The organism is Candidatus Hydrogenedentota bacterium (assembly GCA_019695095.1).
Classification (GTDB): domain Bacteria; phylum Hydrogenedentota; class Hydrogenedentia; order Hydrogenedentales; family SLHB01; genus JAIBAQ01.
The window spans coordinates 1-12,594 of record JAIBAQ010000170.1 but is presented as its reverse complement, the minus strand read 5'-3'; the positions used below and the strand labels follow the sequence as shown (position 1 = coordinate 12,594).

Annotated in this window: 11 protein-coding genes; 8 read left to right on the top strand and 3 right to left on the bottom strand. The window is 56.5% G+C overall.

Annotated features, from left to right (window positions below):
• The 3 genes from K1Y02_20685 to K1Y02_20675 all read left to right on the top strand — a co-directional run.
• A partial coding sequence (locus K1Y02_20685; GenBank protein ID MBX7258791.1) for a hypothetical protein occupies nt 1–207 on the top strand: 207 nt, incomplete at its 5' end.
• 277 nt (nt 208–484) lie between these two features.
• Nucleotides 485–1,207: a DNA methylase gene (locus K1Y02_20680; protein ID MBX7258790.1), complete on the top strand. Its 723-nt coding sequence runs from the start codon at nt 485–487 to the stop codon at nt 1,205–1,207.
• Between the two features lie 18 nt (nt 1,208–1,225).
• Complete coding sequence (locus tag K1Y02_20675; GenBank protein ID MBX7258789.1) at nt 1,226–2,050, top strand: aldolase; 825 nt, start codon at nt 1,226–1,228, stop codon at nt 2,048–2,050.
• Between the two features lie 3 nt (nt 2,051–2,053).
• On the opposite strand, the gene K1Y02_20670 is transcribed toward K1Y02_20675, so the two are convergent.
• Nucleotides 2,054–2,800 carry a metallophosphoesterase gene (locus tag K1Y02_20670; GenBank protein ID MBX7258788.1) on the bottom strand — a complete coding sequence of 249 codons (747 nt, stop codon included), beginning with the start codon at nt 2,798–2,800 and terminating at the stop codon, nt 2,054–2,056.
• A 139-nt stretch (nt 2,801–2,939) separates the two neighbouring features.
• On the opposite strand from K1Y02_20670, the gene budA reads away from it, so the two are divergent.
• From budA to K1Y02_20650, 4 genes are all read left to right on the top strand, one after another.
• Nucleotides 2,940–3,734, top strand: coding sequence for an acetolactate decarboxylase (gene budA / locus K1Y02_20665; protein MBX7258787.1), 795 nt, complete (start codon nt 2,940–2,942; stop codon nt 3,732–3,734).
• A gap of 115 nt (nt 3,735–3,849) precedes the next feature.
• Nucleotides 3,850–4,455 carry a PilZ domain-containing protein gene (locus K1Y02_20660; GenBank protein ID MBX7258786.1) on the top strand — a complete coding sequence of 202 codons (606 nt, stop codon included), beginning with the start codon at nt 3,850–3,852 and terminating at the stop codon, nt 4,453–4,455.
• 304 nt (nt 4,456–4,759) lie between these two features.
• A complete protein-coding gene (locus tag K1Y02_20655; GenBank protein ID MBX7258785.1) occupies nt 4,760–5,860 on the top strand; it encodes a pyridoxal-phosphate dependent enzyme in 1,101 nt (366 codons plus the stop codon).
• 17 nt (nt 5,861–5,877) lie between these two features.
• Nucleotides 5,878–6,315 carry a hypothetical protein gene (locus K1Y02_20650; GenBank protein MBX7258784.1) on the top strand — a complete coding sequence of 146 codons (438 nt, stop codon included), beginning with the start codon at nt 5,878–5,880 and terminating at the stop codon, nt 6,313–6,315.
• A 16-nt stretch (nt 6,316–6,331) separates the two neighbouring features.
• On the opposite strand, the gene K1Y02_20645 is transcribed toward K1Y02_20650, so the two are convergent.
• Both K1Y02_20645 and K1Y02_20640 read right to left on the bottom strand, forming a co-directional pair.
• The gene (locus K1Y02_20645) at nt 6,332–7,588 is read right to left on the bottom strand and encodes a metallophosphoesterase family protein (protein MBX7258783.1); all 1,257 of its coding nucleotides are present in this window, start codon (nt 7,586–7,588) and stop codon (nt 6,332–6,334) included.
• A 79-nt stretch (nt 7,589–7,667) separates the two neighbouring features.
• Entirely contained in the window at nt 7,668–10,784 is a 3,117-nt protein-coding gene (locus K1Y02_20640; GenBank protein MBX7258782.1) for a glycoside hydrolase family 78 protein, read from the bottom strand.
• Nucleotides 10,785–11,438: 654 nt separating this feature from the next.
• Between K1Y02_20640 and K1Y02_20635 the strand changes: the two genes are divergently transcribed.
• A partial coding sequence (locus tag K1Y02_20635; GenBank protein ID MBX7258781.1) for an alkaline phosphatase family protein occupies nt 11,439–12,594 on the top strand: 1,156 nt, incomplete at its 3' end.

Genomic DNA, 12,594 nt, shown 5'->3' with positions numbered 1-12,594 from the left:
CATGTTCCGGAGAAACGACTGACCATCTTCACCGACTTTTCCGGGCAGAGTTCGGTCGCAGCTTTGTTGTACTTCTACAACGCCGCGAAAAGCGCCTGCCAAGTCAACTTGGAACTGATCCCAGTGAACGACCCCATTCCGCCCGGAGGCCGCATCACATTCGGCGGCAAGTACGGAGCGGTCCGCAAGGCGCCTAAAGAACTCTAGAGTAGTTAATCGTAGCTAAGGCAACGTATTGGTTGCCCCAAGGAAGAGTCAATAGCGGCGGAAAACAGGTGTCCCTGTTTTCCGCCTGACGCTTGAAGATGTTCAAGCCAGATCCTTCGTCCGCCGAACGCGGACTCAGGATGACACGTCACCCGTTCTTACTGTCATCCCGAGCGTCAGCGAGGGATCCGGCATAAATTATAAGGCCAATCAGTTCGGACGCATCGCGTCGACCCAAAGAGGCGCGCGTGCGCCTCTTTTTGGTACGCTATCGGCTATGCATGAGAAACCGCCCCTGACACTTCAAACGACGACCCTATGGGACTATCCCTCGCAGCATTACGGAAAAGGCATGCAGGGGGATCAGAACTATATTGGGGCGACGCCTTCGTACATCATCTGGAATCTACTGGAACGGTATACGCGCAAGCGGGACTTGGTTGTTGACCCAATGTGCGGCAGCGGGACCACGCTGGACGTAGCCCGCGACTTGGAACGCCGCGCCCTGGGCTACGACATTGAGCCATTTCGCGATGACATCTTTCGCGGCGACGCACGGAAGATCCCCCTCGAAGACGAGAAAGCGGACTTTGTCTTTGTCGATCCGCCCTACTCCACGCACATCGACTATTCCAACAACCCCGCGTGTATAGGCAAGCTCGATGCACAGACCCCGGCATACTTCGAGGCGATGGAGAAGGTCATCCGCGAGATCTACCGAATTCTCAAGCCAAGCCGCTACATGGCACTCTACGTCTGCGATTCGTTTAAGAAAGGCGCGCCGTTTTGCCCGATTGGGTTTCGCCTGTTTTCGATGCTTGAGCGGCGCTTTCAAACGGCGGACATCGTCTGCGTGGCGCGCCACAACAAGTCCTTGAAGCGCCGCCATTGGCACACGGAAGCAATCGCGGGGAACTACTTTCTTCGCGGGTTCAATTACCTATTCATCATGAAGAAACCGGGGACAGTTGTCCCAAGAGACAAGCGCAAACCGAAATAAAGAGGGGAGATTTTTGCTGTGGGTATCGGGAAACAGATTCGCCTGAATCGCATCTTCGCGCACGCATCCGGCAGGGCTTGCACGCTGGCCGTTGACCATTTCGTGGGATATCAGAAAGGTCTGCCGCAAGGCTTGGTAAACGTTCCGGACACGATCGCCAAGCTCGTTCAAGGCAAGCCTGACGCCGTCACCATGTGGAAAGGCATGGCTACGGGCGCGTGGGGGCCGTACGCAGGCTCGATCCCCATGATCATCAGCTCGATTTCCTTCACGCCCGACGACGCCATCATGCAGCAACTCACGACCCCCGAAGAGGTCGTGCGCCTGGGCGGAGACGCCATCGCCGCGGCCATCGGGGTCCGCGGGCCAAAGGAAGGCGAGTACCTCAAGATGCTGGCTGGAATTGTCACCGAAGCGGCGCGATGGGATCTCCCCGTCATGACGCACATCTATCCGCGCGACTATTCGGACGGCGCAAAGATTGTTCACGACCCCGAGCACATTATGTGGGCGGTGCGTTGCGGTATTGAATGCGGCGCGGACATCATCAAGGTGCCGTATACGGGCGATGTGGCGTCATACCGCGAAATCGTCGCAACGAGCCCGGTACCCGTGGTGGCTGCGGGCGGTCCAAAGACAAACACCCTGGAAGAATCGCTGGCCCTCATGGCAGGCGTGGTGGAAGCGGGCGCGGTTGGCGCGACCATCGGCCGGAACATCTGGGGCGCGTCGGATCCCTTGCTGGCGATGCATGCCTTCAAGGCCGTCATTCACACGCGCATGTCGCCCAAAGAAGCGATTGCGCACGCGGAATCGTTGAGGAAGGCTGAATCGGAGTTGTAACGATTATCCGTGCAGCTCGACACGGAGCATGTTGAATTCCAGGCCGCGCATGGGCGACCCGGTGTTGTGAAACACCAAGTCCCGGTAATGGAAATTCGACATGGCCGCGTGGGTATGACCGAAGTAGACGTGCCGGATACCGTCGTCGGGCCCATGCCCCACTTCCTCCAGATAGGCCTTCACCCTGCGTGCCACGCGCCGGGGTGGGAACCGCATCAGGTGTGCGGCGCGGTGCAAATTGATGCGCAACGCCATGTCGTAGAGGTCGTGCATGATCGGGTGCCGGGGACGATCATCGTCCAGCCAGCGGCTGCGGCGTTTTATAAGAGTCTTGTGCGACATCTTCCGGTCGGAAACGTCACCGTGTAGAAACACCTTGTCGCCCAGACGCAGATAGTACGGATGCCAGGTCAAATTCGACCGTTCGGCATCCAGTCTCTTCAGAGCGTCGATGAACATCTTGACGTTGTCATGGTTTCCGAGAATGAAGTGGAAATGGCAGTGGGGAAACCGCTCGGTCAAATTGCGCAGCCAACGAATCGCGGCTGCAACCGTCAACTCCGTGCTCGGCAGCGTCGTCCACCGGAAGTCGAACGTATCTCCGTTGAGGACAAAAACGTCGGCTTTGGAGGCCGCCTCGAAAATGCCCTTTTCGTGCAACGTATAGTCGGAACGACGCGAGAATAAGTGAAGGTCGGAAACCACGTATCCGATACGTGTACGACCGCGACCTGTTTTGTGCTTGGACAAGGCTGAATACCTTTACACCCGAATGGATGAAGTGTGTAATGAGGTTGAAGAGATTTCGAAGATAAAATCCTATCGATTAGGGTCAATAAGAATGATACCCTGTAGGACAAGATCCCGGCAAATACACGGAGTGACGCACGTGCTTAGAAAAGCCATCCGAACGACCGCAATTCTGATCCTCTGTTCCGTTACTCCCATCGTTTCATCGAGTTGCGCGCATGTTCAGCGCGAAAAAGAATCCATGGTCCAGCTCTGTACCATCGACGCCTTGATGGAGGGCGTCTATGACGGCTCGTTCAGTATCCCCGAAGTGAAACGGCTTGGAAACCTCGGGATAGGTACATTCGACCATCTTGACGGCGAGATGATTCTCTTGGACGGCATTTGCTACAAAGCCCAAGCCAGCGGCTTGGTCAGCCGCGTGAACGACTCGGAAACCACGCCATTCGCGACTGTGGTCCGTTTTCGTCCGGATCGCGTTGTCACCATTGGAGATACGTCAAGTTTCAAGTCATTCTGCGCGGAACTGGATAAGCAGCTTCCCAGCGCCAATCTATTCTATGCGCTCCGAATTCCCTGTGTCCTCGACTCCCTCAAAATCAGGACTGTGCCCAGCCAGACTAAGCCCTATCCACGGCTCGCGCAGGTCGTGGAAAAACAGAGCATCTTCGAGCGAAAGAATGTGTCGGGCACCCTTTTGGGGTTTCGGTGCCCGGAATACGCCCGAGGTCTTAATGTTCCGGGCTACCACCTGCACTTCTTAAGTGATGACAAATCCCTCGGCGGGCACGTTCAGGACTTCTCCGGCAAGGAGTTTCGGGTCCAGGTGGACGATATCGCCGAGATTCGCGTGGTCTTGCCTGATGATAAGGCATTCTTAGGAGCAGACCTGAGCACGCACAAGGCTGAGGAGCTTCAAAAGGTTGAGAAATAGAGTTTTGAGGAGTACACTGGTTTTTCGGTTCTCCATTTGCTAACATATGACGCTTTTAGCACTAGCGTAGAGGTAGCCCAGCCGGCGTTGGGGATAGCAACCCGGAGTGGATTGTATGGCAACACACATCAAGCGCGGCAACTGCTGTCACCTCCGAGTCGGAGGAAAACGAATTCCGGCAGAAGTGGTCGACGTGCGCGAACAACTCATTCGTTTACGCTGCCCGGAAGATGGCGTTCCCACGCGGGGCAGCGGACTTACTATCGAGTTCGCGGAAAACGGTGCCGTTGCGGGATATTTCGCCCAAGTACTGACCGCAGCACCGGGGCAAGCTCGAGAAGTAGTACTTCTTCGCTCTCCGGGACTCGACCGCATCGACCTTCGATCCTTCCTGCGCGTGCCATCCAGCTTCACGGCGACCGTGGAGGGTGTTCAGACAGGTGGTCCCGCCGAGGCCCAAATCCTCAACATCAGTTCAGGGGGGGCTCTTCTGCGCACTCCGGCCCGCGTGCAAGTCGGCGAACCGGTGCGCGTCACGTTGACCGCTGTCGAACAGCGCCCCATCCATATTTCGGGCAGCGTAGTGCACATTGGAGATGAACAGCCGCAGACCGAGCACAGTATCGGTGTGCGGTTTCTTGGAGTGGATACGGATGGCCGGCACGCCATCTCGTGGTACGTTTGGAAACGGATCGAGCAGATTTTCTCAGCACCTGCCTGACGCGCGACACCCTCGCGCGTTGTACCGATAGTCCGCAATTGGCATCGGCGCGATTGAGCGCCGACGCAAATTGCTCACTTGCAGAACTCTGAGGTTATGCCACGAGGATTTCTGGCGAACACACTCTGTTTTTGGAGAGCCGCTGTGTTTTTCGCCGCAAGTCTCGCAAACACACCGGTTACGAGAGAGGTTCAAGTGTGTTCGTGAGAAATCCGGGATAGGACTGCGGAACAAACCGTCGTCACATCCATGACACCGCGCAGATGTGCGCCCGAAGTTGCCTGAATCTAGTTGGGGGTAGTGAATGATCCCGTTGTTTGAAGTGTATCCAGGTTTGGAGGCAAAGCTCCCCTACCTCGCATTGGGCGAGTTTCCAACTCCGGTCACCCATTGCGAACATTTGGGTCCCGTCTTGGGTCTCGACCGCCTGTATATTAAACGTGACGACATCTCCGGCCCAGTCTACGGTGGGAACAAGGTCAGGAAGCTGGAGTTTCTGCTCGGCAAGGCCAAAGCCATCGGGGCGAAAGAAGTCATGACCTTCGGTTTCGCGGGGTCAAACCACGCCCTTTGTACAGCCATTTACGCGCGCCAGGCCGGGCTTCGAAGCATCTCGATGCTGCTCCCACAGGTCAACTCCAAGTCCCTGCAAAGGAACCTGCTCCTCGGCCATGCGTTCGGCGCGGAGCTGCATCACTACAGCAATCGGGCCTCCATCGCCCTCGGGGTGATGAGCCAGTCGCTGCGTCATCGTCTCCGGACCGGAAAGTCACCGATGGTTATCCCCGCCGGCGGCTCCAACCCCATCGGCATAGCTGGGTTCGTCAATGCAGCGTTTGAGTTGCGCGAACAGGTCATGAATGGCGAACTTCCAGAACCGGACATCATCTACGTCGCCGTGGGCTCTATGGGAAGTGTCGTCGGCTTGCTAATCGGTCTGAAGGCGGCTGAAATGAAGACGAAAGTCGCGCCGATTCGCGTAATCGATTCCTCACTCGCCAACCCGGCCGCACTTGGAAAACTCGCCGAGCAAACCCTTTCCATGCTTACGCAACAAGGCTCGGATTTCCCAAGAGTGACGATCGACCCGGCCGATCTGGAATTGCGCGAGGAATACTATGGCGAACGTTACGCCGAGTATACTCCTGAATGCGTCGAGGCGATGAACCTGCTTTACGACTCCGAAGGCGTGCGTCTGGACGGCACATACTCGGGAAAGGCCATGGCGGCCGTCGTCGGCGATGCCCGCAAGGGGCTCCTCAAGGGCAAGACCGTGGTCTTCTGGGACACCTACAACTCGCGGCCCATCTGGAATAAGGTACCCATGCCGGATTACCATGCACTTCCGAAAACGCTGCATCGCTATTTCGAAAGTAACGTCCAACCACTGGATTCGATCGGTTAGGGAAAGGTAATCCAACCATGGCAGGCCACCCCGTTCAGAACTATGCGAATCACAAAACCTTCGACAACAGCCTTTATGTCATTGCGCTACTCGACTTGGCTGCTATTTTCCTTGCGTTGACCGGGATCTACTTCGGCGCGGCATTCTTGGCGGCCGCCATCATCTGTGTCGCCGTCAGTGTTATCGTCGTCTTGTACCGGCTGCGCGCGTACGCCGTTCGGGTGCAAGATCGCGTCATTCGCCTGGAAACGCGTCTACGCTTGGAGCGCGTGCTCCCCGAGACGCTGCGCGCCCGAATCCCTGAATTGACGCTACCTCAACTAATCGGCGTTCGTTTCGCGTCCGACGCCGAGTTGCCCGATCTTGTCGCGAAAGTGTTGGCCGAAAACATCGCCACGGCTGACGCCATCAAACGGCTCGTGAAGCATTGGCAGGCCGATTACCTTCGGGTGTAGGCGACCTGCAACTACGTCACTTTTCGATGATCAGCTCGTCTTTAATGTTGTCCTGCAAGTCGTAGGCGCGATACGTGAGGCGGTCAGGATTGACGGAGATGTCCAACACCTGATACGTGGGGACGTTCGCGAACTGAACCGCCGAGTAATCGTGCGGCTCCTGTTCGTAAAATTTCGTGCCCGAGACTGAAACGACATAGATGGTACCTTCCGCGGGACTCTCCACGCGCTTTTCGCCCTTCATCGGAAAAGTCCTTAAATAGGCGTGATCATGCCCCTGAAGCGCCATGTCGACATGGTATTTGTCGAACAGCGCGCCCCACTGTTCCCGGACCTCGTCGTTGTCTCGGTGCGGGGCCGACGAATAAGCGGGGTGGTGAAAGATCGCGAACTTCCACGTCGCCTTGGATTCGGCTAGCGTCTTTTCCAGCCACGCCGTCTGTTGGTCGATTCGCCGGTTGGAGTCGAGCACAATGAACAGTGCATTGCCATACGTGAAGCTGTACGCGTGCTCGGCGGGAACATCCTTCGGACCGTTCGTACCCAAGGCAAAATGGTCCAGATACATGGACGGAGACGGCCTTTTGTCGTAGTCGTGGTTTCCGATGCTGGGCACGACCGAACGGCGCTCAAACACGCCCTTCGCTCCACACAGAAGCTGATCCCATTCGTTTCTGAAGTGGCCGTTATTCACGATATCGCCCGCGATCGTATAAAACACGGCTTCGGGAAAACGCTCATGCGCCCGCTGCAACAAGTTCCCCCAGTACTCCAATCCTTCCTGCGGGTCGCCCATGTATACGAACTTGAACGGAGTGACCCCATCCGGAGCCGTGGTGAATTCCGACCACTCGGACCAAAATCCCTGGTCCTTGCTACCTACCCGGTATGTATACGAAGTTGCGGGCTGAAGCTCCTTCAATTCGCCGGTATATCGGTGAATCTTGGGGTCGTTCTCCAGAAGTCGATCTTCCATGACTAACGGAACGACCCTAAGTTCTTTCGATTCGCTGTCACTTGGCGTTGACATCCGGTACTGCACCACCCCGTCATACACGGACATTGCCGTGCGCCACTGAACGGCTTGGGTATTCCTGGGATCGCCACTCCACGTCAGGCAGACTTGGTCGGGTTGCGGTGCGGAGGGATGCGCAGTGACGCGGGTAACATAGTTGTTCGCAATGTAGTCGAACAACCGGCCCTTGAACTCGTCGACGATGAAATAGACAACGACGAGGCCCACCAACAGATATGCAATACGTTTCTTCATCATACTTCCTTTGCTACATGCGTAAAGACCGGCAACACGGTCAGAGTGCGAGCAATTTCAATCCCATCGAATCGGTGTGGGCCTATTTCGTGGCCGCTTTGAACGTATACGTTCCTGCGCCGATTTCGAACGACGTGCTCGGGGCGGCATCGACCTGTACCGTGCCACCGGAACCGATGTCGCTTGTGCACGGAACAGGAGTCCGCACCAGTGCCGTTGTATTGGCAGGCGCCGTCACGGTCAGTTCGAATACAGGTTCCTTCTTCCATGCGCAATGAATGCGTCCGTACATGGAATCGAACGAAGCCTCGGCCCATCTCGCGCCACTCGTATGCGGCTCGAAAAGGATTCGCTTGAAGCCGCGTTCGAGCGGGCGCATTCCCACGAGGTACTCGTAGTACCATTGGCCCACGGTACCGAACGCATAGTGATTGAACGAATTCATTCCAGACTTCAGTTCCTCATACTTGTCGCTGTTCCACCGCTCCCAGATGGTTGTCGCTCCGGCATCAACCATGTATCCCCACGAAGGGTATGTACGCTGGTTCGCGAGTATTCCCGCCACGGCATCCTGACCAAAAGCGCTCAACGCCGGCATGAGATACGCGGTGCCCAGGAAGCCGGTTGTCAGATGGTTATCATGATTGGCGATGTCCTGCACAAGGTTATTGACAACCGCAACACGTTTCTCCTCCGGAACTATTCCAAACCACAGCGGAATAAGATTGGCGGTCTGCGTTTTTCCTTCGTAGAGACTGGTCTGGGGATCGAAGTAGCGCCGGTTGTATTCACTCGCGATGACAGCCGCTTCCTTTCGCAACCCGTCTGCTTCGGACCCTTTACCGAGCCCCTCCAACATCTCCGCAAACCGGACCGTCGACAGATACTGATAGGCGCCGGCGAGGGTGTGCTTCGGCGACGGCTCCACGGCAACCCAGTCCCCGTATCGGCCCATCACATAAAGTCCATCGGTGGCATGACTTCGCATATACGCAAGCCAATCCGCCATCGCGTCGTGGTACGTCTCCGCGATGCGCGTGTCTCCGTAGTACGTGTATAGACACCACGGCACGGCGACCACCACGTCTGCCCAACCGGGCGCGCCGGGGGCCGCGCTCAGAGCAGGAGCGACATCGGTCGTGGAACCGTCCGCATTGCGCGAGTCCACGACGTCTTGCATCCACTTCGTCATGAACCCGGCGACCTGCATGTTCCAACAGGCCGTCGGCAGAAAGACCTGAATATCGCCGGTCCACCCGAGGCGTTCATCGCGTTGCGGACAGTCCGTCGGCACACCGTAGAAGTTCGAGCGCGTACCCCACAGAATGTTCTGCTGAACCCGATTGACGATGTCCTCGGAACATCGAAAATCACCGATCGGAGGAACTGCGGTGTGCATCACACGCATCACAAGCGCATTCTTGTCTGGCGTCCCCGGATAACCAGTCACTTCCGCGTACCGAAATCCGCGATACGTGAATGCCGGTTCCCAAACCTCCGTTCCATCCCCTTTTAGCGTGTAAACATCCGTACACTTCGCGCCTTGGTAGTTGTCCGTGTACAACGTGCCGTCTGGGCGAAGGATTTCGGCATACCGAATCTGTACTCGCGTCCCTTTCGGGCCATTCACTGTAAGGCGGACGCGACCGGCTGCGTTCTGTCCAAAATCGAAGACATAGACACCTGGTTTGGGTTCCGTCAACGCTACCGTGTTGATATCGTCGGTTATGCGGATCGTCGGACCGATTTGCGAGGCAAGCTGGCCCATTGGCCCGGTCCAAACGCGCGCGGGCAACCAATCCTTGTCTCCAAATCCCGCTTCACACCAGCCATCTATCTCTTGCTGCGCATCGTGGGTCTCGCCGTGATAGATGCTGTCCTTGACGATGGGGGAAACATGCCCCTTCCAGGTCTCGTCCGTACCAATGACCAAACGCGCTCCATCCTCGTACACGATTTCGAGTTGCGCGATACCGCGCAGGTTGCCGTCCTTCCATGCCCCGGCCATGCTTCCGCCCCACCAGCCGTTGCCCAAGAGCATGCCTATCGCATTGTCGCCCCGCCTCACCATGTGTGTTACGTCGTAAGTCTGGTAAAGAATGTGCTTCGGGAAATAGGTCCAGCCCGGAGTCAGTTCGTCTATTCCGACTCGCTGACCATTGATGTAAACCTGATAAGCGCCCAGAGCACTCGCATAGACTCGTGCTCGTGCAATACCGGCGTCCGTTGTTGTGAAGTTCTTACGCAGATAAAACGAACGGCTGGGATACCGGTCGGCGACCGCTCCCCAGGGCGGATCCCCGTATTTCGCGACCAACGTAGGTGTCACCCAGTCCTTTGGATCAAACCCTGCCAGCTTCCAGCCCTCTGGATCTTCCGTCGAAGTCAGCCAACTCTGGTCGGTGCGAACCTCCATGACGGTATCGTCCGCAAAACGAATGCGCATGCCAAAACACACCCCGCCAATCCCTCGGGCATGGACCCCTTCCAATGCAATCGCATTCTCACCGGCACGCAATTGGCTGGTCACATCGAAAGATTCCACCGCCTTCCACTCGTCGCATCCGCCAATTAGCTCTCCGTTCAGATAGAATCGGTATTCATTGTTTGCCGCGCCCCACGCCTTTGCGCTGACAATCTGCGCGCCCGAAGGAATCTCTATCGTCTTGCGAAAATACCGCGTCACTTCGTCTGTGCTCGGTGTCGGATTCCAGATCCAGTCGCCAAATAACGGACCCGGCGTTTCCTTCTCTTCGTTGATGGTAATCCAGCGGGCTTGCCAATCTTCTGCGTGGAGCAACCCCATCTCCCAGAATGCAGGAACTGCCCACGGCGACTCGGCACCAGTCGAATCCCAAGTACGCACTGACCAATAACAACGCTGTCCAGAGGTCAACGCGGGGCCGCCATAGGGAACGTGAATGGAGGCGGAGGACTCTACCCTCCCTGAATCCCAAATCGTGCCCTTGCCTGAATCCGCATCCGCCACTGTCGAAGCAACCACAATACGATAGGCCGCTTGCATCGCGCCGCGCCGGTCGTCGTTGACGACCCAAGAAAGCCGCGGTTGGGCAACTTCTAGTCCAATTGGGTCTTGCTCGTATTCGCAGCGTAAATTCCGCGGCGCCCCAAGCCCATCTTCCGCAAGCGCCACGCCGCAAAGGACGATGAGAACTACCGGTAAAACACGTCTTATCACTGCGGTACTCCTCTTATGCCATCTAATCACTCGGGATGCGAAGCCCATTTAACAAACGAATACCCCGCCACATCCAGCGAGACACGCATCCATTGAGACAACGCCCGCCATCGGACTCGAATAGGGTACAACAAGACACAAGGCGGCTTCATATGACGGGCGATGGATTAAAGGCTCGACGTGTGCCATAGAACCCCCAAGTAGCTGCTTGCCTTGGACGATACTTAGTCTTGAATAACATCTGTCATGCTGAGCGTAGCGAAGCATCTGGCTTGAAACGTGCATCTGCTATTGCCAGATGCTTCGTCCGCCTTAGGCGGACTCAGCATGACAATGACGTATGTCCGGAGTATGCACGCACTTCCCCCCGTTGTGGCGGCGTCTCCAGATCCGCCGCGGCGGACCACTCGGCCGACACACTTGTCGGCAGGCGACCGTCAGATCCCCCTCCTATATTCACAAACGACCCGTCGACGCTATACGGCAGTGCAACGAACTGACACTATCTATAGGAATAGTCAACAGGATATGCCTTGTCTTCAACGGCTCGCGAAAAGTTCTCTTACCCTGCTCACCATTTGCAGCATTGAACTCGTACCCCACAACCGTTCAGAGTGTTGTGTCAAGTTACAAACACGAGAAGAGGTTCGTCTCATGCATGCACGGTGCTACTTTCTGTTGGCTGTGTTGTGTTTCGCAATCGCGCCGGTCACTCACGCGGGTGAATCGCCGAACACCCAGGTCTTGCTCATTGTCCTGGACGGACTGCGCCCTGACTATGTCACTCCCGTGCTTATGCCCAACTTGTACGCGTTGGGTCAGCGAGGCGTTGTCTGCGAGAACCATCACGCGGTATTTCCTACCGTCACCCGTGTGAATGCATCCTCCATCGCAACGGGTAGCTACCCCGCGACACATGGGCTCATGGGTAATACTGTTTTCTTTCCGGAAGTGGAACCCAAACGCGGTCTCTCCACAGGTGACGCCAGGAATTTGATGAGGATCGAAGAAGTCACAGGTGGACGCCTCCTGACAGCACCTTCGCTCGGTGAACTTCTCGACGCACACGGAAAGAAGCTGCTGACGGTCAGCTCGGGATCGTCCGGTTCTTCGTATCTGACGAATCACAAAGTGCGTGGTGGCGGCATCATTAATGTCGAGCACATTCTTCCGGCTGAACAAGCAGACCTCGTCAAGCAAACGCTGGGCGCTGTCCCCGAAGAGACAGGGCCCAATCGCGATCAAAACCGGTGGGCCGTGGACGCCTATCTGAAATATGGACTGGATATTGTTCACCCCGATGTGACGATCATGTGGATTTCAGACCCCGACCACACCACGCACGACGCGGGTATTGGATCTCCAGACAATCTGGCGTGTCTCAAGAACGACGACGAAGAAATTGGGCGCATACTTGCCACGTTGGACCAGCGAGGATTGGCCGCGACCACCAATATACTCGTCGCTTCCGATCATGGATTCTCGACTCATACCGGCAAGTCCAGTGTGACCGATCTGCTCACAAAAGCAGGCCTGAAGGGAGACGATGTCATCGTCGTAGAAGGGGCAATCTACGTTCAGAATCACGACGAAGCCAAGATCAAGGCAATCGTGCAGCTCCTTCAAGAAACCGATTGGATAGGTCCTATTTTCACGAAGGCCAATCAACCGGGTGACCCAAAAGGATTTGTCGAAGGAACATTTTCCTTCGACATCATCCACTGGAATCACGCGCGTTCCGCGGACATTCTTGTCGGCGCGAACTGGAGCGACGACGCCAATGCACTCGGATGGAAGGGTACAACAACTC

What these genes read in the sequence shown, in the direction of transcription:
- K1Y02_20680 (MBX7258790.1), top strand. Translation starts at nt 485, where the DNA reads ATGCATGAGAAACCGCCCCTGACACTTCAAACGACGACCCTATGGGAC.
- K1Y02_20650 (MBX7258784.1), top strand. Translation starts at nt 5,878, where the DNA reads ATGGCAGGCCACCCCGTTCAGAACTATGCGAATCACAAAACCTTCGAC.
- K1Y02_20660 (MBX7258786.1), top strand. Translation starts at nt 3,850, where the DNA reads ATGGCAACACACATCAAGCGCGGCAACTGCTGTCACCTCCGAGTCGGA.
- K1Y02_20645 (MBX7258783.1), bottom strand. Translation starts at nt 7,588, where the DNA reads ATGATGAAGAAACGTATTGCATATCTGTTGGTGGGCCTCGTCGTTGTC.
- K1Y02_20655 (MBX7258785.1), top strand. Translation starts at nt 4,760, where the DNA reads ATGATCCCGTTGTTTGAAGTGTATCCAGGTTTGGAGGCAAAGCTCCCC.